Here is a 24,363-nt window from a genome sequence, read left to right as displayed (position 1 = left end):
GGGGTCATGGACGGTCGGCGGCGGCGGATGGTACAGTACGGAGTGCGCACGGTGTGCGCGGTCAGACGCCTATGATCCAGCCCCTGTGGGTGCCCTCCGAGGACCGGATCCGTGCGGCCGCCATGACCGCGTTCATGGAGGTGGTCAACCGGCGGCACGGCCTGGCCCTGCGGTCCTACCGGGAGCTGTGGGGGTGGTCGGTCGACCACATCGCCGACTGCTGGGCCGCGGTGTGGGACTTCGTGGGCATCATCGCCTCCCGGGGCTACGACCAGGTGGTGGACGACCTGACCCGGTTCCCGGGGGCGCGCTGGTGCGTGGGCGCGCGGCTGAACTTCGCCCAGAACCTGCTGCGCCATGGGGACAGTCCCCACCCGGCCCTGCTGTTCCGCTCCGAGGACGGCCGGCGGCGGGTGCTCACCTACGCCGAGCTCCGGCGGGAGGTGGGGCGGCTCGCCGCCTCGCTGCGGGCGGTGGGCGTCCAGCCGGGGGATCGGGTGGTCGCCTACATGCCCAACGTGCCCGAGACCGTCATCGCCATGCTGGCGGCCGCCAGCCTGGGGGCCACCTGGGCCTCGTGCGCCACCGACCTGGGCCCCGCGGCCGCCCTGGACCGGCTGGGGCAACTCAGCCCGGTGGTCCTGTTCACCGCCGACGGCTACGTCTACAAGGGGGAGCGCTACGACACCCGGGAGAAGGCCGCGGCGGTGGCCGCCGGGATCCCCTCCCTGCGCCAGGTGGTGGTCGTGCCCTCTGCCGCCGGGGACGGGGAGCCCGGGCCGATCCCCCGCGCCGTCCGGTGGGAGGAGTTCCTGGCGCCGGAGGCGTCCCCGGAGTATGTCCAGCTGCCCTTCGACCACCCGCTCTACATCATGTTCTCGTCCGGCACCACCGGCAAACCCAAGTGCATGGTCCAGGGCGCCGGCGGCGTCCTGCTCAACCACCTCAAGGAGCTGGTCCTGCACACCGACCTGACTGCCCGCGACCGCATCGTGTACCTGACCACGTGCAGCTGGATGATGTGGAACTGGCTGGTGTCCGCCCTGGCGGTGGGGGCCACGGTGGTGCTGTACGACGGCCACCCGGCCTGGCCGCGCCCGGACGCCCTGTGGAAGATGGTGGAGGAGGAACGGCTGACGGTGGTGGGGGTGAGCGCCAGCTACCTGAACGCCCTGCGGGCGGCGGGCGTGCGGCCGGCGGCCACCTGCGACCTGTCGTCGCTGCGGGAGATCTCCCAGACCGGGTCGCCCCTGTCGCCTGAGGGCTTCGCCTACGTCTATCGGGAGATCAAGGCCGACGTCCACCTCAACTCCATCTCGGGCGGCACCGACATCAACGGCTGTTTCGCCGCCGGCAGCCCCACCCTGCCGGTGTATCCCGGCCAGACCCAGGGCCCGGCGCTGGCCATGCGCGTCCGGGCCTACGACGAGGAGGGATCCCCCGTCTACGACCGGCCCGGGGAGCTGGTGTGCGAGGCGCCGGCCCCGTCCATGCCGCTGTACTTCTGGGACGATCCCGACGGCCGCAAGTACCTGGAGGCGTACTTCACCTTCTACCCGCACCGCCGGGTGTGGCGGCACGGGGACTACATCACCATCCACAGCGACACCGGCGGGATCACCTTCCACGGCCGGTCCGACACCGTGCTGAAGCCGTCGGGGGTGCGGATCGGGACGGCGGAGATCTACAACGTGGTGGAGAAGCTGGAGGGGGTGGCCGACAGCCTGGCGGTGGGGCAGCCCTGGGGCGGTGACCAGCGCATCGTCCTGTTCGTCAAGATGGCTCCGGGGCACGCCTTCGGCCCCGAGGTGGCGGACCGGATCCGGCGCGCCCTGCGGGAGCAGGCGTCTCCCCGCCACGTCCCCGCGGTGATCCTGGAGGCGCCGGACATCCCCTACACGTTGAATATGAAGAAGGTGGAGAGCGCGGTGGCCAACATCCTGGCCGGCCGGCCGGTGGTCAACCGGGAGGCGCTGATCAACCCGGAGACGCTGGCCTACTTCGAGAGGATCCGGGACGAGCTCCTGCGTCTTCCGGACCAGCGAGGAGGCGCCCATGAAGGTGGAAGGGACGTACACCCTGGCGGCTCCCCGTCAGAAGGTGTGGGAGCTGCTGAACGACCCGGAGGTTCTGGCGCGGGCCACTCCGGGGATCACCCGTCTCGTCCCCCAGGGAGTGGACACGTACCGGGCCACCATTGAGGTCGGGGTGGGCCCGGTCCGGGGAACCTACGAAGGACAGGTGAGGATCGCCGACCGGGCGCCCCCGGAAAGGATCCGCCTGGAGGTGGAGGGCGGCGGCCGGCCGGGGACCATCCGGGCCGTGGGCGAACTGCGCCTGGAGGAGCGGGACGGCCAGACGCTGGTGACCTACACCGGGGACGCCCAGGTGACCGGGCTGATCGCCAGCGTGGGGCACCGGCTTATCGGCGGGGTGGCCCGGCAGATGGCCGTGGAGTTCTTCAAAGCCCTCGAGCGCGAGCTGGCCCGCTGAGCCCATGGCCCTCTCCCGCGCGCTGGGCGCCCGGATCCGACGCCGCGAAGATCCCCGGTTGATCACGGGCACGGCCACCTACGTGGACGACATCGTCCTGCCGGGGATGCTGCACGTGGTCCTGGTCCGCAGCCCTCACGCCCACGCCCGCATCGCCGCCCTGGACCTCTCCGCCGCCCGCCGGGCCCCCGGCGTGGTGGCGGTGTGGACGGGGGACGACATCCGCGCGCGCTGCGGCCCCCTGCCCGTCGGCCCGCGCATCCGGGAGATGAAGGTCCCCCGGCGGTATCCGCTGGTGGTGGACGGCGTGGTCCGCCACGTGGGCGACCCGGTGGCGGCGGTGGTGGCCACCACCCCCGCACTGGCCCGGGATGCGGCCGACCTGGTCGAGGTGCGCTACGACCCGCTGCCCCCGGTGGTGGACGTGGAGCAGGCGGCCGCCCCGGGGGCGCCGGTCATCCACCCCGAGCTGGGCACCAACGTCTGCTACCGGATGACGTTCGGCGAGCCGGTGGACGACGCGCTGGGCGGCGCCGACGTGGTGGTGTCCCTGCGCATCGTCCAGCAGCGCCTGATCGCGGTGGCCATGGAGACCCGGGGGGTGGTGGCCGACCCGCGCGGCGGGGAGCTGACCGTGTGGACGTCCACCCAGATCCCCCACGTGGTCAAGACGGCCCTGGCGGAGATGCTGCGCCTGCCCGAGCACCAGGTGCGGGTGATCGCCCCCGAGGTGGGAGGCGGGTTCGGCAGCAAGCTGGATGTGTACGGGGAAGAGGCGCTGGTGGCGGCCCTGGCCCTGGCCCTGGGCCGGCCGGTCAAGTGGGTGGAAACCCGCCGGGAGAACTTCCTGGCCACCGTCCAGGGCCGCGGCCACGTGGAGTACGTGGACCTGGGCGCCCGCCGGGACGGCACCCTGCTTGCCCTGCGGGTGCGCGTGCTGGCCGACCTGGGCGCCTACTCCCAGCTGCTGACCCCGGGCGTGCCCACCAATACGGGGTTGATGGCCTGCGGCTGCTACCACATCCCCCGCGCCTTCGCCGAGGTCACCGGGGTGTTCACCACCCTGCCGCCCACCGACGCCTACCGGGGGGCCGGCCGCCCGGAGGCCACATTCCTCATCGAGCGGGCCATGGACGTGCTGGCGGCCCGGCTGCGGATGGACCCGGCGGAGGTGCGGCGGCGCAACTTCATTCCGCCCGACGCGTTCCCGTACCGCACCCCCACCGGGGCCACGTACGACACCGGCAACTACGCGGCGGCGCTGGACCGGGCCCTGCAGATGGTCGGCTACGCGGCCCTGCGGGAGGAGCAGCGCCGCCTGCGGGAGCGGGGGCGGTACCTGGGCATCGGGATCAGCAGCTACGTGGAGATCACCGGCCTGGGCGCGGCGGCGGGGCTGCCCGGCGGGCGGTGGGAGAGCGCCACGGTGCGGGTGGAGCCCACCGGCTCGGTGGTGGTCCTGACGGGGGCGTCACCCCACGGCCAGGGGGAGGAGACCACCTTCGCCCAGATCGTCAGCGATCGCCTGGGCGTGTCCGTGGAGGACGTCCGGGTGGTCCACGGGGACACCCGCGCCGTGCCCTACGGCGTGGGCACCTTCGGCAGCCGCACCACTCCCGTGGGGGGCTCGGCGGTGTACCTGGCCTGCCAGCGGGTGCGGGACAAGGCACTCCGGCTGGCCGCCCACCTGCTGGAGGCGTCGCCGGCGGACATCGTCTGGGAGAGCGACCGCCTGGCCGTGCGGGGCAGCCCGGACCGGGCGCTGTCGTTTGCGGAGGTGGCCCGCGCCGCCTACAAGGGGGCGCGCCTGCCGCCGGGGGAGGAGCCCGGGCTGGAGGCCACGGCGGTGTTCGGCTCGCCGGAGACGGTCTTCCCGTTCGGCACCCACGTGTGCGTCGTGGAGGTGGATCCCGAGACCGGGCAGGTCCACGTCCTCCGCTACGTGGCGGTGGACGACTGCGGGACCGTCCTCAACCCCCTGCTGGTGGCCGGACAGGTGCACGGCGGCGTGGTGCAGGGGCTGGCCCAGGCCCTGTTCGAGGAGGCCGTCTTTGACGGCCAGGGGCAGCCGCTGACGGCGAGCCTGCTGGACTATGCGGTGCCCCGGGCCACCCACGTGCCGGTGATGGAACTGGCCCACACCGTGACCCCCACGCCCCACAACCCGCTGGGGGCCAAGGGCGTGGGAGAGGCCGGCACCATCGGCGCGACCCCCGCGGTGGTGAACGCGGTCCTGGACGCCCTGGATCCGGCCGGGGTCGAGCACCTGGACATGCCCCTCACCCCGCGCAAGATCTGGGAGGCCCTGCGCGTCCGCAGGCGGTGACAGGCACCGTCACCGCCTGCCGCCGGCGCCTTTTTCCCGTATAATGAGCAGGGGATGGATGCGCCATCCCCGTTGCGTTTCTCACAGGCAGAGGGGCCATGCATCCGGAGATCCAGCGCATTCAGGCCATGCTCGACGCTCAGGGCTACGTGGCCGACGAGGCCCTGGCCACCTCGGTGTACCTGGCCATCCGGCTGCGCAAGCCGCTGCTGATCGAGGGCGCGGCCGGGGTCGGCAAGACCGAGGTGGCCAAGGTCATGGCCCGCGCCCTGGACACCGACCTGATCCGCCTGCAGTGCTACGAAGGGCTGGACGCCACCACGTCCCTGTACGAGTGGAATTACCAGCGCCAGCTCCTGCACATCCGCCTGCAGGAGCACAGCGATCTTCCCCTGGACGCGCGCGAGCGGGAGATCTTCAGCGAGCCGTTCCTGCTCAAGCGGCCGCTGCTGCAGGCCATCACCCACCACCGGCCGCCGGTCCTGCTCATCGACGAGGTGGACCGCGCCGACGAGGAGTGGGAGGCATTCCTGCTGGAGGTGCTGTCCGACTGGCAGGTCACCATCCCCGAGATCGGGACCATCGCGGCCCGCCACATCCCCTACGTGGTCCTCACCAGCAACCGCACCCGGGAGCTGGGCGACGCCCTGCGCCGCCGCTGCCTGTACCTGTGGATCGACTACCCGACTTTCGAGAAGGAGCTGGCCATCGTGCGGCGCAAGGTGCCGGAGGTGAACGGCCAGCTGGCCGAGCAGATCGCCGCCTTCATGCAGATGGTGCGCCGCGCGCGCCTGGAGAAGACCCCGGGCCTGGCCGAAACCCTGGACTGGAGCGCCGCCCTCATCGCCCTCCACCGCGACCACCTGGACCGGGAGGCCGTGGAGCAGACCCTGGGAGTGCTGTTCAAGCACCGGGACGACGCCGAGAAGATCCGGGGCCAGTGGCTGGACCACCTGCTGCGGGGCCTGGAGGAGATGTCCCGCCAGCCGCGCCCCTGGACCCAGGACACGGTGGCTCAGGTGGCGGACCAGGTCCTGCCCCGCTGATGACGGTGCCCGGCGACCTCACCGCGCACGTGGTCGGCTTCTGCCGGGCCCTGCGGGTCCGGGGGCTCGCCGTGGGACCGCGGGAGGCCGCCGACGCCCTGCGGGCGCTGGCGGCCGTGGACGTGGGCGACCGGCGGGAGTGCTATCTGGCCCTGCGGGCGGTCCTGACATCCCGCCAGGAAGACCTGGCGGTGTTCGACCAGGTCTTCGCCGAGTACTGGAATCCGCCGTCCCCCTCCGCCCCGGGCGCGGAGGGACCTGAGGCGGCCGCGCCCGCGGGCCCGGAGGGAGAGCAGGCCGCCGTTCCCCAGGTGCTGGCGTGGCTGGACGACGCCCTGACTCCCTCCGACGGGGAGGAGGCCACGGCGGCGTACAGCCCGGTGGACGTCCTCACCCACAAGGACTTCAGCGCCTTCAGCGCCGACGAGCTGGCCGAGGTCAGCCGCCTGGTGGTGGCCATCGCCCGGCGGATCGCCACGCGCCTGTCCCGGCGCATGCGGGCCGCCCGCCGGGGCCACCTGGTGGATCTGCGCCGGACCCTCCGCTACAGTCTGCGCCGCGGCGGGGAGGTCATCGACCTGGCATACCGCCGCCGGCGGATCCGCAAGACCCGGGTGGTGGTCCTGGCCGACGTGAGCGGGTCCATGGACGTGTACAGCCGTTTCCTGGTCCAGTTCGTCTTCGCCCTGCAGCACACCCTGGGCCAGGTGGAGACCATGGTCTTCAGCACCCGCCTCACCCGGGTGACCGATGCCCTGTCCGAGGCCGACCTGCGCACCGCCCTGGACCAGGTGGCCCGCCAGGTGCCCGACTGGTCGGGCGGGACGAAGATCGGGGCGAGCCTGCGACAGTTCCTGGACCGATACGGGGACGGCCTGCTGGGCCCCCGGACGGTGGTCATCATCATCAGCGACGGGTGGGATACCGGAGACATCGAGGTCCTGGACGGGGCCATGCGGGAGCTGCGCGCCCGGGCGGGACGGGTCATCTGGCTGAATCCGCTGCTGGGCAGCCCGGGGTACGAGCCCATCTGCCAGGGGATGCGCACGGCTTTGCCCTACGTGGACGTCTTTGCGTCCGCCCACAACCTGGACAGCCTGCGCCGGCTGGAGCGGCACCTGGCTTTGCGCGGCCGCCCGTAGCCGGCGGGGAGGGAGCGGGACCATGAAAGAGCTGGCGGAGATCCTGGACGCCATGGAGCGCTTCGCCCGCGCCGGGGAATCCATGGCCCTGGCCACCATCGTGGGGGTGCGCGGGTCCACCTACCGGCGGGAGGGGGCGCGTCTGCTGCTGACCCGCAGCCAGCAGATGGTCGGCAACATCAGCGGCGGCTGCCTGGAAAGCGACGTGATGGTGGTGGCCGACGAGGTGATGCGCACGGGGCAGCCCCGCCTGGTGACCTATGACCTGACCGCCGACGACGACGTGGTGTGGGGGCTGGGGCTGGGGTGCAACGGCGCCGTGGACATCTTCATCGAACCCGTGGACCCGTCGGCGGAGGTGTTCGGGCTGTACCGGCGCGCCATCGCCGAGGAGCGGCCGCTGGCCGTGGTCACGGTCCTGGGCGGGGCGGCGCCGGCCGGAGCCCGGCTGGCGCTGTGGCCGGACGGCGCTCCGGTGGGCACCCTGGGTGACCCGGACCTGGACCGGCGGGCGGCGCGGGCGGCGGCGGCCGCCCTGGACGAGGGCGCCTCCCGGGTGCACACCCTGGCGGGCGGGCGCGGAGAGGCCACGTGCTTCGTGGAGGTGCTGCGCCCGCCGATCCGGCTGGTGGTGTGCGGCGCCGGGCACGACGCCATCCCGGTGGTGCAGCTGGCCGCGGCGGTGGGCTGGCGCGTGGTGGTGGCGGATTCCCGGGAGCGCTTCCTCTCGCCCCAGCGGTTTCCCGGCGCCCGGCAGTTCGTGCACGCCGAGCCGGCTGAGGCGGCCCGCCGCGTGCCCACAGACCGCCGCACCTACGTGGTGATCATGACCCACAACTACCTGCACGACCGGGACCTGCTGCGCGGCTTTCTGGGCACCGAGGTCCCCTACATCGGGATGCTGGGCCCCCGGGCCCGCACCGAGAAGATCCTGGCGGATCTGCGCCGGGACGGGGTGGCGATCGCCGACGCGGACCTGGCGCGGATCTACGGGCCCGTCGGCCTGGACGTGGGGGCGGACACCCCCGAGGAGATTGCCCTGGCGGTGGTCGGAGAGATCCAGGCCGTCCAGGCCGGGCGGCGCGCCGGGTTCCTGCGGGAGCGCCCGGGCCCCATTCACCAGACGGTGGACCGCCCCACCCGGACCCCGGGAGCCTGATCCGCCACCGTGACCGCGCCGGGACCTTCTCGCGCCCGCCCGACGGTCCGCCCGGGGCGGTGGGCCGGCCCTGCCGGTGACCCGTGAGCGACGCCGTCCCCGTCGCCGCCGTGGTGCTGGCCGCCGGCAGCAGTCGCCGCATGGGGCGGCCCAAGCTCCTGCTGACGTACCGCGGCCGGCCTCTGCTGGTCCGGGTGGTGGAGGCGGCGTGGGAGGGAGGCTGCGACCCGGTGGTGGTCGTCCTGGGCGCCGACGCCGACCGCTACCGGCCCGTTCTGGAGGGGACACCGGCCACGGTGGTGGAGAACCCCGACCATGCCGAAGGCATGAGCACGTCCATCCGCGCGGGCATCCAGGCCCTGCCCGAGGACACCCGCGCGGTCGTGATCCTCCTGGCGGACCAGCCGTTCATCGACGCCGGCACCGTCCGGCGGCTGCGGGAGGTCTACCAGACCACCCAGAGCAAGATCGTCGCCTGCCGCTACGGAGACGTGGTGGGGGTCCCCGTGCTGTTTGACCGCGCCCTGTTCCTGGAGCTGCTGGTGCTGGATGGGGACCAGGGAGCCCGCCAGGTGCTGCGGACCTATCCCCGGCACGTCGTGACCGTCGAGATTCCCCCCGAGGCCGCGCGCGACATCGACACGCCCGACGACGCGGCACTGCTGGAATAAGGGAAAAGGGAAAAGGGAAAAAGGAAAAGGGCAAACTGCGTTAGAGGCTCCCTGTTCCCTCTTCCCTTTTTACGGTCCCGCCGGGAGGACGACCAGCGCCGCCGGCACCATGCGCTCGCCGGTTTCGTCGGCGGGCCGGTTCATCAGTCGGCCTCCGGCCACCAGGGTGCTGGAGCCGCCGCCGTCGAGGTTGATCCCGTCCACCGCGCCCAGCCGGTACAGCTCCAGGGCCAGCTCCACCAGCGTCATCCCCAGACTGTGGGTGGGCTGCCGGCCGTCCACCACCACCAGCGCGATGCGGCCGTCGGCAAGGATGCCCAGGGCCGTCCGGGGATGGCGGAGGGACACCAGGGTGGCGGGGAAACCTTCGTCGGACACCAGCTGGCCGCCGGCCAGCAGCCGCGGCCCCCCGCCCACGGCGTGCCTGACCCGCTCCCAGCGGGGGTCGCCGGACGCCGGCACCAGGCGGACCTGCACGTCCACCGGCGTGCCCGCCGCCAGGTGCTGCAGGATCCACTGGCGTGCCCGCCCGTGGCCCGAGATCACGACTCCGTCGGGAGGAATCGCCGTGTTTCCCCGTCCGTCGGTAACGGCGACGACCACGCCCCCGCGCACGACCGCCTCCGCGCCGTAGGGGTTGGTCCGGGTGGAGGTGTCGAACGGCGGCCGGTACAGGATCAGCTCGTGGGGGCCGCGCTCGCGGTTGACCCCGTCCAGGGTTGCCCGGGCGTCGGGGGTGACCACCGCGGCGTCCCAGCCGACCCGGTCGATGACCACTCCGCCGTCGTCGGTCAGCCCCGCGCAGGAACGCTGGGGGTCCGGCTCGCTGAGCAGCGCGCCGTCCACCATCAGGCACCCCAGGGGATCCCCGGACGGGCTGAAGAAATTGGCGTTCACCGCCGCCAGGGCCCGCAGACGCCGGGCCACGTCGGTGGTGCGGACCCGCCGCATCCGCTGGCCGTCGCCGACGGCGGGGCGGATCTGCAGCCCCCGACGGGTGTCCACCACCACCGCCGCTACCCGGAACGGCCCCGGCAGGATGTCGGGGTTCGCCACCGTCTGGACCACCCACGTGGGATAGCCCTCGGATGCCAGTTCGTCCCGCGCCAGCGCCGCCTCCGCGGGGGTGGCGAAGGCTCCCACCCGCACCTTGTACAGCCCGTCCACAAATTCCACCACGACCGGCAGCCCGCGGGCCTCCACGGCCGCCGCCAGCCGCCGCGCGTTGTCCTCGCTGGTGAAGGCGCCGACCTGCACCCGCCAGAGGGGCGGGATCCGCAGGACGCCGCGGCGCTCGACCAGCAGGTCCAGCCCCTCCGCGCCCAGCGCGTACCGCAGCCGCAGACCCTGCTCCGAGGCCAGCAGGGCGCCGCCGACCAGTCCCGCGGCCTCCGCCCGCGTGAGGGCGGCGGAGGGGCGGAACTGCGCCGCGGGGGGTTCCTGCCACAGCGGGGGATCGGTGCGCGCCGCCACGGCGATGGCGCCGCGCAGCGCCGGCGGCAGCTCGGCCACGTCGTCGTACAGGGGCGGCTCGTCGGCGAGCGCCACGGCCTCAAAGGCATATCCCAGAGCTGACACCACCTGGGCCACTGCGTCCGCCCGCGTGACCGGCGCATCCGGCGCGAAGGTCTGTCCGCGGGGAACCAGCCCGAAGACGACGGCCGCCTCCACGTACGGGGCGAGCGGGTGGGAGGCGGGAACGTCCGTGACGGCAGACGACGACGGACGCAGCGGAAGGCCCAGCGCCCGGACCAGCCAGGCGATGAACTCGGCGCGTGTCACCGCCAGATCGGGGGAGAACAGGCCGCCGGTGACGTCGACGATCCCGCGCCGGACCAGGAGCCGGATGCGGTCCTCGGCCCAGTGTCCCGCCGCATCGGTGGCGGGGGGCTGGGCCTGGACCGCGAGGGGCAGCAGGAGGATACTGACCAGGGCGCAGGCCAGGACGCGCATCCGGGCGTTGAGGTTCCCTCAGGCTCCGCCATCTCCCTGCGTCGCCGCACGCGGGCGTTCGCCCCCAAATTTTGTGGCCATGGACGGAAGGAAAACGACATGTGGTGGCGAACTAATGTGCGCGACGGTCACAGGACCGTCCATTCTGCGTGGGGCGCCCGACGGCAGCCCCGGCGCAACGCGGGGGAGGGTGGTCCATGGCCAAGAAGAAGGCCAAGAAGAAGAAGTAACGACCCAACGGATGTTGGGTGAAACAAGAGGACGGCGCAGTGTGCCGCCTCTTGTTTTTGTTCCGATGTCCGGCCCTAGGCGGCCGAGGACTGCAGGACGGCCGCGGCGTCCACGCCGGCATCCGCGGGATCCACGCCGGTCACGATCCACCTGTCCGCGGCGACCGCCAGATCGACGACCTCCGCCGGGCGGCCATCGCGGACCACCTGGACCACCGGGCAGTTCACCCGGCTCTCGGCGGGCCGGACCACCACGGCCACCTCGCCGGTGTTGAGCTGCACCAGGCTGCCCACCGGATAGACACCCATCATCTTCAGGAACACCTTGCCCACCACCGGGTCGTAGATGCTGCCCAGCCCGACGGCGATCCACTTCATGGCCAGGTCGGGGCGCAGCGGGCGCTGGGTGCCCCGGCGGGCCGACGTCACCGTGTCGTAGGTGTCCGCCACGGCGACGATGCGGGAGAACAGGTGCGGGCGGACCCCGCCGGCGGGCTCGGGGTAGCCGGAACCGTCGGCGTGCAGGTGGTGCTCCAGGGCGCACACCATGGCCAGCCGGCCCAGGCCGTCCAGGTCGCGCAGGATGTTGGCCCCGTGGGCGGGGTGCCGGTCCAGCGCGGACTGCTCGTCGGGCTCCAGGGGCGTGGCGCGGTTGAGCAGGTCGGGACCGACGCGCACCTTGCCGATGTCGTGCAGCAGGGCGCCCATGCCAAGGGCCATCAGCGCCTCCCGGCTGAGCTCCAGCCGGGTGCCGATCACCAGGGCCAGCAGCGCCACGTTGACGGCGTGGTAGGCGCTGGATTCGTCGTGGCTCCGGTCAGCCATCAGCGCCAGCAGGGCGGACCGGTTCTCCAGGACCACCTCGATCGCCGCCGAGAGGAAGACCCGGGCGCGGCGCATGTCCAGAGGCTGGCGGCGCACTGCCTGGGCGCGGAGCTCCTGGGCCACCAGGGTCCCCGCCTGGTAGGCGCTGGCCGGCTCGACCTCCACGGGCATCTCGGTGGGGGGCGCCTCCCGAGGGGACTCCACGGTGACATGCTGCACCCCGGACTCCGCGAGGACGGCCGCCGGCCCGCCGCGGGCGCGCACGACGGCGGTCGGCGTGGTGAGCAGGTTCACGAAGGCGTGCGCCTCCTGAGCGCTGATCCCCCGGCGGATCGCGCACACCCCCACGCCCCGCTCCAGGCAGGCGGTGAGCAGAGCGGCATACCGCAGGCTCTCCTCGGGCAGCATCTGGTTGTCCAGGAAGAACGTGTCCTCGTAGATCTGGAAGGTGATGACGTCCCGGTCCCGCAGCAGCAGGTCCAGCAGCTGCACCAGGTCGTCCAGGGCGCGCCGGACGACCGGGTGCTCGGGAGGGTACATGGCCCGGTGCTTGCAGGCGGTGGCGAGGTACCGCAGCAGCGTGGCCGTGACCGAGGAGCTCCGCGGGCGCGTCACGGACTATTCCCTCCGGGCGGCGGACCCGCCCTGCCGCAGCCGGGCCAGCGCGGTCCGGGCGGCCCGGGCGACCTCGCGGTCGCGGCGGCGCAGCCGGAACGGCGAGCTCACGCGCCGCAGCGCCGGAATCGCCTCCTGGGCGCCGGAGGCGGCCAGGAGGTCAATGACCCGCAGGCGCAGGTGCGGGCGGGTCCCGGTGTCGGGCCGCATGAGCAGGTCGGCCAGGGCCCCGACGGCCCGCCGGACCGTCTCCGGCCGCAGGTGGCGCACGCATGCCTCCCGGACGTCCAGGTCCGGGTCCGGCAGGAAGGCCAGCAGGGCGGCCTGGGCGTCTGCCCCGGGCAGGGGGCCCAGGGCCGCCACCACCTCCCGGCGCACCACGGGATCGGGGTGGCGGGTCGCCGACCGCAGGGCGGACAGAGCCCGGGGTGTCCGGATGTGGGCCAGCGGCAGGACAGCGGCGCGGGCCACGGCGGCGGTGCGGTCGAGCAGGGCGGCCCCCAGAGCGTCCACCGCCGTATCCCCCATGCGGACCAGAACGGCCGTCAGCGCCTGTCGGCGCGCCGGGTCCCGCTCACCCGAGGCGGCGCGGACCAGGTCGGCGGCCAGGCCCGGGCCGAGCGCGCGCCAGGCCTCCAGCAGCGGGTGGTCCTCGGGCCAGGCCAGCAGTTCGCGGGCCGAGAGGCGGGTGGCCATTCCCACCACGATCCGGCGCACTCCCGTGCGGGCGGCGTCGCCCACCCGGCCGGGCGCCCGCAGGACCGGCGCCAGGTAAGAGACGACGGCGGCCGCCACGTCCGTCGCGCCCCGCTCCAGCAGAGCGGCCACGTCGGCGTCCACCGCGGCCAGGGTGGCCTCAAGTTCCTGGACGTCCGACTCCGCGCGGGCCAGACGCGCCAGGGCCAGAGCGTGCGCCTGGAGGACCGCGTCCTCGTCCACCCGCGCGTCCTTCCGCAGGGCGGCGATCTCCTCGTCGGTGACCTGCAGGCTGTCGTCAGACACCTGGTAGTCGGAGAGGTCCTGGGGGATGTCCCGGACCCACGGGGGCAGCCGCAGTTCCTCGGGGACCGGCGGCAGGTCCAGGGTGCGCCCGGTGTGCTGGCTCACCAGGGCCAGCGCGTCGCGCGCCTTGTCGGGGTCAAAGGGAAGGCCCTGGGCCACCTGCGCGGCCTGCGGGGGCGGGGTGCCCTCCTCCAGGCAGGGAATGACCATGCGGGCGATCTGCTCGCTGGTCATCGCCGCCAGCAGGGCCCGCGCCGACAGGTCCTGGGCGGCCCGCTCCAGCACGGTCCGGTGCACGTCGCGGGCCTGCGGGTCGGACAGGTCCGTCACCGCCGCCGCCAGGTGCTGCAGAAGCTGCTGGGACTCGGCGGCGGGGGTGTCCGCGATCAGACGGTCCACCGCGGCCAGCGCGGCGTACACCCGCCGGCCCAGGGCTGCACCCTCGGCGGTGTCGGCGAACGCCTGGCGGGTCCGCTCCACCAGGACGGCCAGCAGCCGGGCGGCATGCTGAGGCCCGGCTCGCAGCACACCCACCAGCGCCGCCCGCTCCGCAGCCGACAGGGAGCCGTCCAGCAGGCGGTGGTACGTCTCCAGGGAGATCTGGGCGGGGTCGTCCTCCCCCGGGCGCAGCTCCACCACCCGCGCGCGCTCGATGCGGTGGGCGACCAGCAGTCCCGCCAGCCCTCCCTCCCGCAGGATGGCGTCCGGGTCCGTGGTCACCACGTCCAGCAGCCGGTGGAGCTCGTCCTCGGCGATGCCCGGCAGCAGGATCAGCTGCCAGACGCCGGCCGAGTACAGCTGCAGGGCCAGGCTGTCGATGGACTCGCCTCCCTCAAACGGCCGTCCTTCCAGGATCAGGCCGTCCCGGTGGGTTTCCAGGACGAATCCACCGTAACGCTCGTGGAAGGAGGCGAGGGTGGCCGCCAGAGCCTGCACCGTCTGGGCGCGCAGCGGGTGCCCCGCCGCGTACAGCCGGCGGGATTTCACCGCTGCGTTCAGGCGCCGCACCACTGCGGCCGCCGCCTGGGCCCGGCCCGAGACGCTCATGGCGGAAAAAGCCTCCATCCTAGAAGAAATGCCCGGGATCTTCCAGGGAAACTCCTGGGTCAGACTCGCGGAGCAGGAATCCTGCCGGGCCTGTCAGGGGGACGTCAGGCGAAAGCGCAGGTAGACCTCCCGCAGGCCGCCCTCCCGGTAGTGGTAGAGGCTGACCACGTCCAGGGGACCCGCTCTCACCGGGCCGGCGAACAGGCGCGGCTGGGAGGGGTCTCCACCAATGCGCAGGGTCACCGTCAGGAACACCTCGTCCAGCAGGGCGGCCCGCGCCAGGGCGGCGGCCAGAGTGGGACCGCCCTCGCACAGCAGCCGGCGGACCCCCCGCCCGGCCAGGTGGTGCAGGGCTTCCTCCAGGTCCACGCCGCCGTCCGGGCCGGCCGGCACGATCTCCACGGGCACTCCCCGGGCGCGGACCTGCGCGATGTCGGCGGGGGCGGCCCGGGGCGTGGTGAGGATGAGGCGGTCGAAGTCGGTGCGCCGGAAGAACTCCTTGCCGAACACCTCCGGCGCGAACCGGCAGGTGGCGCTGAGCAGGACCGCCGGGGGGTTGGGCGGCTGTCCTGCCCGCCGGCGCCGCTCCTGCAATTCGGGGTGGGTGGTCACCACCACGTCGTCCCGGCGCAGGGTGCCGGCGCCGGAGAGGACCGCGTCGGCGTGCACCCGCAGCTGGCGGAACAGGTGGTGGTCCACCTCGGTGCCGATGGTCCACGCCGACCCGCCGACGACCGTCTGCCCGTCGAGGGTCTGGACCATATTCAGGTACACGAACGGGCGCCCCGGGCGTCCGGCGGGCAGCTCCAGGTCCGCGTAGACCGCGTCCAGGGGGACGGCGCGGGGATAGGGTTCGCGGGCGTGGTAGACCAGGTCCAGGTGCGACGGCAGCGCTGTCACGGAGGACCTCGCAGGAAACGGTGAGATCTCCGACCCCTGTTCCTTCTTCCCTCGTGCCTCTGTTCTCCTGTATAATGCCCTGTGCGGGAGCGGAGCGGGGGCGTGGTGTAGCCTGGTTCAACACACCTGCCTGTCACGCAGGAGATCGCGGGTTCAAATCCCGTCGCTCCCGCCATGCCGGGGTAGCTCAGCTGGTAGAGCGCGGGCCTGAAGAGCCCGGCGTCGGCGGTTCAAGTCCGTCCCCCGGCACCAGGGCGGCTGTCGCGCGTCGGCAGCCTGCCCACGGGAAGAGGCGATGGAGCCCGCGTCATCGCCCGTTTCGGCGGGCTGATGGCTCCTACCGGAAGGCGGTAGGAGCTGTATTGTTTATGGCGGACACACCCGTGACCGTCCGCATCGTCCTGACCGACGAAGACTACCGCCGGCTGGCCACCTTCCTGCGCGCGCGGGGGCGGTCGGAAGCGGACGGATTCGTCTGGCTGGTCCGGGAGGGCGTCCGCCACTACGGTGCGGACCAGGAGGCGTGGGACGCCTCCGCCGACGGCCCCCGGGCCCGGGAACTCCAGTGGCGGGAAGCCCGCGCCCACCTGCTGCTGATGCGTACGCGGGCGGCGGAACTGGAGGCCCGGGTGGCCGAGCTGCGGGAGGCGGTCGCCACCCTCAGCCCCCGCTACCAGAAGCTGCGGGCGGCTCTGTTCGCCCTCCAGCGTGAGCGCCAGGCCCTGACGGCGTCGTCCGCCGTTCACCCACCCGCCCCCGCGCCCCGGGGGCTGATCGCCCGCCTGCGGGAGGTGCTCCTGCGCGCCCGGCCATGGTGACCATCACGCTGGTCCTGGAGCCTGCGCTGTGGGCTCGGGTCCTGGATCTGGCCCGGGCTCAGGGGTGGTCGCCCGAAGACGCGGTCCTGATCCTGCTGGGCTATGGGGCGGCCGCGCACGCGGACGGCCATGAGCACGGCGCCGCGGACGCCCTGGGCGCGGCCCGCGCAGAGCTGGCGCTGCTGCGCCACCGGGTGTTCGAGGCCCGGGAGGCCGTCAGGGACCTGCAGATGAACGTCACGGGGCTGACGGCGTCCATCGCCCAGGCCGAGAAATCTCTGGCCCTGCTGGAGCCTCTGGTCGGACGCCTGAGGACGCCGGGAGGGCGGGCCTCCGCGGCGCAGGAAGAACCGTCGGCGCGAGAGAGGCTGTTCGCGTTCCTGGCGCGCCACCACCAGGATCCCCCGGCATCCCGGAAGTGACCCATGCCGGCGCATCCCACCTCGTCTCCGGAGGTCCCGCCCGACGACATCACCATGGTCAAGGTGCGGGAGGCCCTGCGGGAGGGCGGCTGTCCGGTCTGCCGTGTCATCTCCGCATCGGTGCGCCGGTACCTGTGGGGATTCCTGTACGAACAGGTCAACGATCCCGGGGTCCGGGACGCACTGCTGCGGTCCCGGGGGTTTTGTCGCCACCACGCCTGGATGCTGACCCAGTTTTACGACACCCTGGGCGTGTCCATCGTCTACCACCATCTGGTGCAGGAACTCGCCCGGGACCTGCGGGCTGTCGCCGAGGGCGTCCGCCGGCTCCGCGGATCCGGGCCTGTGCCGCGCCTGCCGTCGCCCACCCAGCCCTGCCCGGCCTGTCGGGTGGCGCGCCAGGCGGAGCACAACGCGCTGGAGGCGGTGGTGCAGCGTCTGGATGACGAGCAGGTGCGCGCCAGGCTGGGCACCGACGCGCCCCTGTGCCTGCCGCACCTGCGGGCCGCGTGGGACCTGGCCCCCGACGCCCGCGCGCGCCAGCTGCTGGCCGCGCTGCAGGTGGCCGCGCTGGAGGTGCTGGGGCGCCAGCTGGAGGAGTTCATCCGCAAGCAGGACTACCGCTTCCGGCACGAAGGGCTGAGCGCCGGAGAAGGGACGGCGTGGACCCGGGCCATCGAGGTCCTGGTGGGCCGCGATCCCCTGGACGACCGTCGGCGGGCCGGTTCCCGGGGGTCAGGATGACCGTGCGGGAGGCAACGCGTCCGACCACGCAGGCGCTGCGGTTCATCGTCCTGCTGGGTGTGGTGAGCCTGGCGGCCGACATGACCTACGAGGGCGCCCGCAGCGTCATCGGCCCGTTCCTGGGCGTCCTGGGCGCCGGCGCCGTCGTGGTGGCGACCACTTCCGGTCTGGGAGAGCTCGCCGGCTACGGGCTGCGGGCGGTCTCCGGCTACCTCAGCGACCGCACGGGACGCTACTGGGCCGTCACCGGCGTCGGCTACGCTGTCAACCTGCTGGCCGTGCCGCTGCTGGCGCTGGCCGGCCGGTGGGAGGTGGCTGCCGGGTTGATCGTGGCCGAACGGATCGGCAAGGCGGTCCGCACCCCCGCCCGGGACGCCATGCTGTCCCACGCCGCCGCGGCCGTGGGCCGGGGGTGGGGATTCGGCCTGCACGAAGCCCTGGATCAGGTGGGAGCGGTGGCGGGTCCGCTGCTGGTGGCGGCGATTCTGGGGGCGGGCGGAAGTTATCGGACAGCCTTCGCGGTGCTGGCGGTCCCCGCCGTGGTGGCCCTGGCCACGCTGCGGCTGGCGCGCGTGTCGTTCCCGTCCCCCCGGCGCCTGGAGGTGGAGACCCCGTCGGTGCCGGCCGGACTGCCGCGCGGGTTCTGGCTGTACCTGGCCGCCGCCGGCCTGGTGGCCGCCGGGTATGCCGACTTTCCCCTGGTGGCCTTCCACGTGGCGCGGAACGGGCTGGTGGCGGAGGCCGGGATCCCGGCGCTGTACGCCCTGGCCATGACCGTGGACGCCCTGGCGGCTCTGCTGGTCGGCCGGCTGTTCGACCGCGTGGGCTTCCCGGCCCTGGCGGGGGCCGTGGCGGCCGCCGCCCTGTTTGCGCCCCTGGTCTTCCTGGGGGCACTGCCCGCGGTGCTGGCGGGGGTGGCGCTGTGGGGTGTGGGCATGGGCGCCCAGGAGTCGTCCATGCGCGCGGCGGTGGCGGTCATGGTCGGGCCGCAGCGCCGCGGCGCGGCCTTCGGCCTGTTCCACGCCTGGTATGGACTCACCTGGTTTGCCGGCAGCGCCCTGATGGGTGTCCTGTACGAGACCTCTCCGGCCCATGCGGCGGCGTTCTCGCTCGGCGCCCAGGCGGCGGCGGTTCCCCTGCTGGTCGCGGCGGCGCGGGCGGACGGCCGCCCGCGCCGGCCCGCCTGATCAGGGCGCAGACGCGCTGAGGCGCGCCTTCTCGGCGTGCCCGCGGCGAGCCGCCGGCAGGTAGGCTCCCGCCGCCACCAGGCGGCGCTGCAGCTCGCCGATCAGGCGGGGGTCGGCCGCCAGACGGGCGGGCGTGACGCCGTGCTCCAGCGCCAGGGCGGCGGCCTCCCCGGCGGCCTCTCCCAGCGCCATCCCGGTGGGGATGATCCGCAGCGACCCCCACGCCAGGTGGGTGGCCGACAGGGCTTTGCCGACCACCATCAGGTTGTCTGCGCCCCGGGCCACCAGGGCCCGGAAGGGCACCGTGTACACCCGGCGCACCGGGCGCAGGAGGTTGGGCTGGCCGCGGGCGTAGGGGTGCAGGTCCATGGGATACGAGGCCACCGCGATGCGGTCGGGGAAGACCCGCTCGTGCATGATGTCGTCGGCGGTCATGCGGTACAGCCCGATGGTGTGGCGGGTCTCGCGGATGTACAGGTGCGGGGCCGCCCCCACCAGGGTGGCAGCGGCAAAGCCGGGGGCTGTCTCGCGCAGGAACGCCACCACCGCGGGCAGTTCGGCTTCTGCCAGCGCCCGGCCCTGGGCCACCGAGGCGGGGTCGGTCCCGTCCACGTCGAAGATCTGCAGGGCGTTGACCAGCACAGTTCCGTCGCTCTGCCATCCCAGGTTCAGGTCGAACAGGCCCAGCCGGGGGGAGGACGGGACGTAGCGGCGGGCGATCTGGCTGTACCCCCATGCGTACCGGCCGCGGACGCCTCCCCGGCGGTGGGGCACGTCTTCGGCGGCGATGTAGCGGGCGACGGCGGCCGGGTCCACCCCGGACAGCCGGAAGATCAGGGTGGCGGCCTGGGTGCGCCGGTCCCGTCCGCCGTCCTCCCGGCCCACGGTGAACGGCACGCCGCTGGCCGCGGCCAGCGCGCCGTCGTCGCTGGCGTCGATGACCTGGCGGGCCCGCACCGTCCAGGGCTCGCCGGTCTGGAGATCCGCCACCACCGCCCCGGCCAGCGCCCCGGAGGTCAGAAGCGGTCGGACCACCGCGGTGTGGGTCCGGACCAGGACGCGGGGCTGTGAGCGGACGAGGTCGTCGAAGACCTGCTGCGCCCGGCCGATGTCGAAGGTCTGTCCCAACTGCTGGTAGACGAGGGCGAACAGGCCTCCCGCGAGCAGCTGTCCCCGGGGCGTCCGGTTGAGGTCCAGCATGTTCAGCCAGGCCAGGGTGATGTCGCCCCCGATCGCCTCGCGGGACTCGACCAGCAGGACGGTCCTTCCGCGGCGCGCGGCGGCCACGGCGGCGGCGAGGCCCGGCGGCGCGCCCCCCACCACCAGGACGTCCACCGCCGCGGCCCCGGCGGCCGGCGGGCGGTCCACCGCCGCCACGCCCACCACCACGACGGCCGCTGCGACTGCGGCGCCGATCGCCCTGTCCATCGACAGTCTCCCACTCCCCCACGGCTAGCGCGCGCCCGTGCCGGGTGGTTCCCGGCCCGGGAGGCCGGCTATCTCCCTCTATGCCCGGCGGGACCCTGTCCAGGCGTGGCCTTGCGGGGCGGGCGCATACATAAGCGGGCGCATATATAATGGGAAGTGGACTTCACGCCTGCGCATGCGCGCGGAGGAGGGACCGTCATGGCCAACCGCAGCGAGTTCATCGCGGGACTCGTGGTCGGCGCGCTCGTGGGGGTGGGCCTGGGCCTGCTGCTGGCACCCCGGGCAGGGGAGGAGACCCGCGGGCGGCTGCGGAGTAAGGCCGACGAGGTGGCCGACCTGCTGCGCGGCCGGGCCCGCGACGTGACCGACCAGCTGAAGGAGACGGTGGAGGAGCTGGGCAGCAAGATGCGCAGCAGTGCCGAGGAGGTGACCGCGCGGGTCCAGAAGGCGCTGGACGAGCAGGTGCAGAAGCTGCGCGCCGCCCTGGACCGCTCGCCGGCCCCTCCCGAGCGCAACTGACCGGCGGGGACACTGGCCGGGGCGCGGACGGCCCGCGCCCCGGCTTTTTGCAAATTGAATATATTGACAAATTTCGATACTTCGTCTACAGTACCACCGTCGTGAGGCTCATCGGTTCTGCCCGCGCCTCCTCGCCCGGCGCCCGCCGGGGCGGGCCCCTCCGCCGGCCGTGCTGCCGCGGACGCTGCGCGTCGGTGGTGGCCGCGACCCGGCTGGACCGGACAGACCTGGAGCGCCGGGCGCGCGCGCTGGCCGCGGCGGGCGACCCGGTGCGCCTGGCCATGCTGACGCTGCTGGCCCGCCACCGGGCGCTGTGCGTGTGCGAGATCCAGGCCGCCTTCCCCCTGGGCCAGCCCACCGTCTCCCACCACCTGCGGGTGTTGCGGGAGGCCGGGGTGGTGGACGTCGTACGCCGGGGCCGGTGGGCGTACTACTCCGTGCGGCGCGACGCTCTGGCGGACCTGGCCCGGGGGATGCTGGCGTTGACTCGATCGGAGGTGTGAGGTGGAAATCCGTCCCGCCGCGCCCTCCCATCTGCCCGTCGTCCGGGACCTGCTGGCCGCCGCCGGCCTGCCCGACGGCGGCCTGCCCGAGCAGCTCGAAGGCTTCGTGGTCGCCACCGACGGCGACCAGGTGGTCGGGTGCGCGGGGATGGAGGTCTACGGAGCCTGCGGCCTGCTGCGCTCGGTGGCAGTGCGGCCGGACCGCCGCAGGCGCGGCGTGGGGCGGGCCCTGGTGGCGCGCCTGATCGCCCGCGCCCGCGCGGCGGGAGTGGCCGCCATCTACCTCCTCACGACCGACGCCGTGGACTACTTCGCCCGGCTGGGGTTCGAGCCACTGGATCGGGACCAGGTCCCGCCTGAGGTCAGGCGGTCGGCGCGGTTTTCGGCGGAGTGCTGCGCCGCCGCTCGGGCGATGCGCCTGGGGCTGCGGGAGAGGGAGGAGACGCCGTGATCTCTCCGGAGGATCTCAAGCGACAGGTGCGGGAGCACTACGCCCGCGCCGCCGGTGGCGGCTGCGGGTGCGCCGGTGCCTGCTGTGCGCCGGGGGTGGCCGAGGCCGCCGCCCAGGGCCTGGGCTGCGGGTTCCCCCTGGCCTACGCCGACCTGCAGCCCGGCGAGGTGGTCGTGGACCTGGGGTCCGGCACAGGCGGCGACGTGATCCGGGCGGCGCGGCAGGTCGGGCCGGCGGGCCGGGCGATCGGTGTGGACATGACGGCCGAGATGGTGGAGCGGGCGCGCGCCACCGCGAGGGAGGCCGCCGTGCCCCACGCCGAGTTCCTCCTGGGCGAGGTCGAACGCCTGCCTCTGGCGGACGGATCGGTTGACGTGGTCATCAGCAACTGCGTCCTCAACCTGGTCCCCGACAAGGCGGCGGCGTTCCGGGAGGCGTTCCGGGTGCTGCGGCCGGGGGGGCGCCTGGTGGTCTCCGACATCGTCTCCCGGGGGCGTCTGCCCGACTCCGTGCGCGCGGACGCCCGGGCGTGGGCGGCCTGCGTGGGCGGCGCCCTCGACGTCGAGGAGTATCTGGCGCTCCTCCGCGGCGCCGGCTGCGACCCGGTGGAGGTGGTGGACGCCGCGCCGGCCGCGTCCGGTCAGGTCTTCAGCATCACGGTCCGGGCCCGCAAGCCTGACTGAATCTACGCAATCTGCGCGATCTGCGCAATCCGGCGCGATCTGCGCACTCCTAGGTCCCCGCCGCGCGGGCGGGGCCGTCTCCTCCGGCAGGCGCGGCGCGGTCGGCAAACTGCTCGGCCATCTCCCGGGCGCGCTCGGCGGCGCGGGAGATCGCGTCCCGCACCGCCCGGGCGAACCCGCGGTCTTCCAGGACGCCCAGGGCCGCCATGGTCGTCCCCCCCGGGGACGTGACCCGCTGCCGCAGCTCACTCGGGTCGGCCGCCGACTCGGCCAGCATGCGGGCCGCCCCCACCAGGGTCTGCACCGCCAGGCGCCGGGCCAGTTCCCCGCTGAGGCCCAGGTCGGTGCCGGCGTGGATCATCGCCTCGATGAGCCGGTAGACGTAGGCGGGCCCGCTGCCCGACAGGCCGGTGACCACGTCCAGGACATCCTCGGAGACCACCACCGTGTCTCCCACGGCTTCGAACATGCGGACGGCGGTGGCCAGGTGGCCCTCGGTCGCGTGGCGGCCCGGGGTCAGCGCGGTGGCCGAGGCCAGGACCGCCGCCGAGGTGTTGGGCATCGCCCGGACCACCGGAACGCCCGGCAGCGCGGCCTCCAGCGTGGCCAGGGGGATGCCGGCGATGACCGAGATCACCAGCTGGTCGGACCGCACCCGGCCGGCAATCTCGGCCAGCACCTCCCGGGTGTCCCGGGGCTTGACGGCCAGGACCAGGACCGAGGCGGCGTGCAGGAGGGGGTCCTTGGCTGGCGTCACCCGCACGCCGTAGCGGGCGCCCACGGCCAGCAGCCGCTCGCGGTTGGAGCGGTTGGTGACCCAGATGTCCTCCGGAGGGACCACGGTGCGGCCCAGCAGCCCCCGCAGCAGGGCGTCGGCCATATTGCCGGCGCCGACCATCCCGATGACCAGGTGCGACACGCCTGCCACCTCCATCAAACGCACGCGCCCTCCCGCCGCAAGGGCGGAAGGGCGTTCCGCGGTACCACCTTACTTCCGGCCGGGACGCCGCGTCCCGAAGACCGGCACTCTCCGCCGTTCTATCGGCCGGCGACCCGGCCCGCTTAGGACCCCAGGGGGGTCGGTCGCGGGCGGCTCAGGGGTGGGAGGCCCCGTCATCGCGCATGTGGCGCATACTGTAGCATGTTCCCGCCATCCCCGCAAGGGGTGCGCCCCTACATCCACCGGTGCCGCCCCCGGTAGATCTCCACCACCGGCCCCGTCGGGTGGAGGCGGCGGTACTCCCGGAACTGACGCAGCAGCCGGTGGTAGCGCCGGTCCGACGAGCGCAGGCGGCGGTGGGGGATCCGCAGCAGGTAGCGCTCCACCTTCCACACGTTCCGCCGCGAGAACCGCCAGTCGTATCCGCCCAACGCGCGCAGGTCGGCCAGCTGGTACCCGGTGATGCGCCCGGTGTAGTCCACGTAGGGGTCGAAGTAACTCCACACCAGGTCCCGCAGGCTGCGGAACACCGGCCGGCGACCGTGCAGCCCCGCGTCCCGGGACCGGCCCACGCTGCCCCACCGCCCCCGCCGCCGGAACACGAACAGGACGTGGTCGATGCCGTCCTGGGACTCAAAACTCAGCAGCAGCGGCGGATAGCCGTGCTGCTCCAGGATGACGGCGGCCGCCAGGGCCGCCTCCAGGCAGTGGGCCGTCCCCCGCCGGATCACCTCCCGGAAAGAGCGCAGGGTCTCCCCGTGCCTCTCCCAGTTGTACCGCAGCGACCGCAGGAAGGCCTGGACCTGCTCGGGGGTGCGGTGAGACTGGATGATCCGCCGCTCGCGCCGGGTGAACGCCTCCGGTGGGGGCGGCCGGTAACCGCCGGTCACGGGCGCAGTAGTTCGCAGGGCCCGCCCGGGATGCCTCCTGCCGCCGGCCGTCCGGGGAAATGGCGGGCGGCGCGTCGAAATCCCCGCCCGGAACCGGCCGGCGCCGTTCGCCGCGGTCACGCGGGAGCGCCGCGCGTACTCGTGTCGGGCCAGGAGGTTTCCCATGGCCGTTCGCCAGCCGCCGTTCGCGTCACCTGACGAGGAACGGGCGTACCTCATGAAGGTCAAGGAGGAACTGGATGCCTGCCGGACCAAGGAGGACGTGGTGCGGGTGTGGCAGGCCCATTACCTCCGGATCGGTCACCGCAAGCTGGGCCGGCTGCTGCTGGGCCGCAGCGTGGACGACCTGGTGCGGGGCAGGGAGTGAGC

Annotated in this window: 23 protein-coding genes, 2 tRNA genes and 1 riboswitch; of the genes, 18 read left to right on the top strand and 7 right to left on the bottom strand. The window is 73.6% G+C overall.

What is annotated here, in order from left to right:
- Positions 1-71 precede the first annotated feature (71 nt).
- The 7 genes from RB150_00680 (at position 72) to RB150_00650 (ending at position 8,837) form a co-directional block, all read left to right on the top strand.
- Entirely contained in the window at positions 72-2,201 is a 2,130-nt protein-coding gene (locus RB150_00680) for an acetoacetate--CoA ligase (GenBank protein ID MDQ7819056.1), read from the top strand.
- Positions 2,101-2,493, top strand: coding sequence for a carbon monoxide dehydrogenase subunit G (locus RB150_00675; protein MDQ7819055.1), 393 nt, complete (start codon positions 2,101-2,103; stop codon positions 2,491-2,493). Before RB150_00680 ends, RB150_00675 begins: the two co-directional genes overlap by 101 nt.
- A gap of 4 nt (positions 2,494-2,497) precedes the next feature.
- On the top strand, positions 2,498-4,819 hold the full coding sequence (locus RB150_00670; protein ID MDQ7819054.1) for a xanthine dehydrogenase family protein molybdopterin-binding subunit: 2,322 nt from the start codon (positions 2,498-2,500) through the stop codon (positions 4,817-4,819).
- A gap of 98 nt (positions 4,820-4,917) precedes the next feature.
- A complete protein-coding gene (locus RB150_00665) occupies positions 4,918-5,865 on the top strand; it encodes a MoxR family ATPase (protein MDQ7819053.1) in 948 nt (315 codons plus the stop codon).
- Positions 5,865-7,007, top strand: coding sequence for a VWA domain-containing protein (locus RB150_00660; protein MDQ7819052.1), 1,143 nt, complete (start codon positions 5,865-5,867; stop codon positions 7,005-7,007). Before RB150_00665 ends, RB150_00660 begins: the two co-directional genes overlap by 1 nt.
- Positions 7,008-7,029: 22 nt before the next feature.
- Positions 7,030-8,166, top strand: a complete 1,137-nt coding sequence (locus RB150_00655; GenBank protein ID MDQ7819051.1) for an XdhC family protein — start codon at positions 7,030-7,032, stop codon at positions 8,164-8,166.
- 83 nt (positions 8,167-8,249) lie between these two features.
- Positions 8,250-8,837, top strand: coding sequence for a nucleotidyltransferase family protein (locus RB150_00650; GenBank protein MDQ7819050.1), 588 nt, complete (start codon positions 8,250-8,252; stop codon positions 8,835-8,837).
- A 69-nt stretch (positions 8,838-8,906) separates the two neighbouring features.
- On the opposite strand, the gene RB150_00645 is transcribed toward RB150_00650, so the two are convergent.
- The 4 genes from RB150_00645 to RB150_00630 all read right to left on the bottom strand — a co-directional run bounded on the left by RB150_00645 (position 8,907) and on the right by RB150_00630 (position 15,409).
- Positions 8,907-10,790, bottom strand: coding sequence for a phosphodiester glycosidase family protein (locus tag RB150_00645; protein MDQ7819049.1), 1,884 nt, complete (start codon positions 10,788-10,790; stop codon positions 8,907-8,909).
- 305 nt (positions 10,791-11,095) lie between these two features.
- Complete coding sequence (locus tag RB150_00640; protein ID MDQ7819048.1) at positions 11,096-12,460, bottom strand: HD domain-containing protein; 1,365 nt, start codon at positions 12,458-12,460, stop codon at positions 11,096-11,098.
- Positions 12,461-12,463: 3 nt separating this feature from the next.
- Positions 12,464-14,509, bottom strand: coding sequence for a HEAT repeat domain-containing protein (locus RB150_00635; GenBank protein MDQ7819047.1), 2,046 nt, complete (start codon positions 14,507-14,509; stop codon positions 12,464-12,466).
- A 93-nt stretch (positions 14,510-14,602) separates the two neighbouring features.
- Entirely contained in the window at positions 14,603-15,409 is an 807-nt protein-coding gene (locus RB150_00630) for a dihydrofolate reductase family protein (GenBank protein ID MDQ7819046.1), read from the bottom strand.
- A 96-nt stretch (positions 15,410-15,505) separates the two neighbouring features.
- On the opposite strand from RB150_00630, the gene RB150_00625 reads away from it, so the two are divergent.
- The 6 genes from RB150_00625 (at position 15,506) to RB150_00600 (ending at position 18,580) form a co-directional block, all read left to right on the top strand.
- A tRNA-Asp gene (locus RB150_00625) sits at positions 15,506-15,584 on the top strand.
- A 1-nt stretch (position 15,585) separates the two neighbouring features.
- Positions 15,586-15,661, top strand: a tRNA-Phe gene (locus RB150_00620).
- 30 nt (positions 15,662-15,691) lie between these two features.
- A riboswitch (Fluoride riboswitch) is annotated at positions 15,692-15,756 on the top strand.
- Positions 15,757-15,777: 21 nt separating this feature from the next.
- Positions 15,778-16,227: a hypothetical protein gene (locus tag RB150_00615; protein ID MDQ7819045.1), complete on the top strand. Its 450-nt coding sequence runs from the start codon at positions 15,778-15,780 to the stop codon at positions 16,225-16,227.
- Positions 16,221-16,649 (top strand): hypothetical protein, encoded by a 429-nt coding sequence (locus RB150_00610; GenBank protein ID MDQ7819044.1) that lies wholly within the window; start codon positions 16,221-16,223, stop codon positions 16,647-16,649. The genes RB150_00615 and RB150_00610 overlap by 7 nt, the downstream gene beginning before the upstream one ends.
- A 3-nt stretch (positions 16,650-16,652) precedes the next feature.
- Positions 16,653-17,393: a DUF6062 family protein gene (locus tag RB150_00605; GenBank protein MDQ7819043.1), complete on the top strand. Its 741-nt coding sequence runs from the start codon at positions 16,653-16,655 to the stop codon at positions 17,391-17,393.
- Positions 17,390-18,580, top strand: a complete 1,191-nt coding sequence (locus RB150_00600) for an MFS transporter (protein MDQ7819042.1) — start codon at positions 17,390-17,392, stop codon at positions 18,578-18,580. The genes RB150_00605 and RB150_00600 overlap by 4 nt, the downstream gene beginning before the upstream one ends.
- On the opposite strand, the gene RB150_00595 is transcribed toward RB150_00600, so the two are convergent.
- Entirely contained in the window at positions 18,581-20,008 is a 1,428-nt protein-coding gene (locus RB150_00595; GenBank protein MDQ7819041.1) for an FAD-dependent oxidoreductase, read from the bottom strand.
- Between the two features lie 198 nt (positions 20,009-20,206).
- Here RB150_00595 and RB150_00590 point away from each other — a divergent pair, with 198 nt between their 5' ends.
- The 4 genes from RB150_00590 (at position 20,207) to RB150_00575 (ending at position 22,164) form a co-directional block, all read left to right on the top strand.
- Positions 20,207-20,527: a YtxH domain-containing protein gene (locus tag RB150_00590; GenBank protein ID MDQ7819040.1), complete on the top strand. Its 321-nt coding sequence runs from the start codon at positions 20,207-20,209 to the stop codon at positions 20,525-20,527.
- A gap of 194 nt (positions 20,528-20,721) precedes the next feature.
- A complete protein-coding gene (locus tag RB150_00585; GenBank protein ID MDQ7819039.1) occupies positions 20,722-21,030 on the top strand; it encodes a metalloregulator ArsR/SmtB family transcription factor in 309 nt (102 codons plus the stop codon).
- A gap of 1 nt (position 21,031) precedes the next feature.
- Entirely contained in the window at positions 21,032-21,481 is a 450-nt protein-coding gene (arsN2, locus tag RB150_00580) for an arsenic resistance N-acetyltransferase ArsN2 (protein ID MDQ7819038.1), read from the top strand.
- Positions 21,478-22,164, top strand: a complete 687-nt coding sequence (locus RB150_00575) for a methyltransferase domain-containing protein (protein ID MDQ7819037.1) — start codon at positions 21,478-21,480, stop codon at positions 22,162-22,164. Before arsN2 ends, RB150_00575 begins: the two co-directional genes overlap by 4 nt.
- A 49-nt stretch (positions 22,165-22,213) precedes the next feature.
- Here the strand turns inward: RB150_00575 and proC are convergent, their stop codons facing one another.
- Positions 22,214-23,098, bottom strand: coding sequence for a pyrroline-5-carboxylate reductase (gene proC, locus RB150_00570; GenBank protein MDQ7819036.1), 885 nt, complete (start codon positions 23,096-23,098; stop codon positions 22,214-22,216).
- Between the two features lie 239 nt (positions 23,099-23,337).
- Positions 23,338-23,994 carry a hypothetical protein gene (locus tag RB150_00565; GenBank protein MDQ7819035.1) on the bottom strand — a complete coding sequence of 219 codons (657 nt, stop codon included), beginning with the start codon at positions 23,992-23,994 and terminating at the stop codon, positions 23,338-23,340.
- A 163-nt stretch (positions 23,995-24,157) separates the two neighbouring features.
- On the opposite strand from RB150_00565, the gene RB150_00560 reads away from it, so the two are divergent.
- Positions 24,158-24,361 (top strand): hypothetical protein, encoded by a 204-nt coding sequence (locus RB150_00560; protein MDQ7819034.1) that lies wholly within the window; start codon positions 24,158-24,160, stop codon positions 24,359-24,361.
- Positions 24,362-24,363: the final 2 nt, after the last annotated feature.

It is taken from the genome of Armatimonadota bacterium (genome assembly GCA_031081675.1).
GTDB classification, from domain to species: Bacteria; Sysuimicrobiota; Sysuimicrobiia; order Sysuimicrobiales; family Kaftiobacteriaceae; genus Calidihabitans; species Calidihabitans tengchongensis.
The sequence above is the reverse complement of the archived record's forward strand: the minus strand, read 5'-3'. Positions and strand labels throughout refer to the sequence as shown.